This window comes from Oleiphilus sp. HI0079 (assembly GCF_001635105.1).
This window is the reverse complement of the sequence record NZ_LWFT01001411.1, coordinates 1-691: the sequence shown is the minus strand read 5'-3', so window position 1 is coordinate 691 and position 691 is coordinate 1. Positions and strand designations below refer to the sequence as shown.

1 protein-coding gene is annotated in these 691 nt (G+C 47.2%); it reads right to left on the bottom strand.

Annotation, left to right across the window (positions count from 1 at the left end):
- The coding region (locus A3750_RS24285) for a TolC family protein (RefSeq protein ID WP_197475292.1) at positions 1-691 on the bottom strand (691 nt) is incomplete at both ends.

Genomic DNA, 691 nt, shown 5'->3' with positions numbered 1-691 from the left:
TGCTCAGCAGTCCTTTGAAGCTGCTGTTGCTGACTCAGGAACGCATAGTAAATACCAAGTGCTTCTTCATCCCTCTGCAGCGCAATTGACGACATGTTATGTTTCTCTGCGCCGATATTCGAAGACTGTCGGCCTTCCGAAAAAAATGGCACTGCAACGCTAATTCCTGCAGAGAAAAAATCAGGTCGATCAGAGCCGTCAGGGTTTTGTCCATCTCGCAAGCCATAACTTACCTCGACCCCCCAAGAAGGCTCAAAATCCTGTTCAAGCAGGCTTACTTGCGTTTTCGAAAGCGCCAGGTTTGCTTCATGCCTGAGTATGCGGGGGTGAAGTGTAAAACTATCCTTGCCCACTCTTATATTGAGCAAACGATCAATCTCGACTTGTGTATAACGCTCATTGGGCGAAAGGCTGGCGTCGCGCAACGTTTGGTTCGCCAAGCTATCAAGCTTTGTTCGGTGCAAGTCATAACTCTGTTTTGCTGATATCGACAGCTCTTTAAGCTTAATCAATTCCAGCTCAGCACCGATTAGATCTGATTGGGTTCTAGAGCCAACTTCGTAAAGCGATTTAATAAAGTCGCGCATTTGCTCGAGAAACCCCTGATCTACTTCTAAAAGCGCCAGCCTTTGTTGCCAAAAAAGCGCCTCGAACCACGTCTGCTCAATGGTCTTTTTACGTGCTCTCCAAT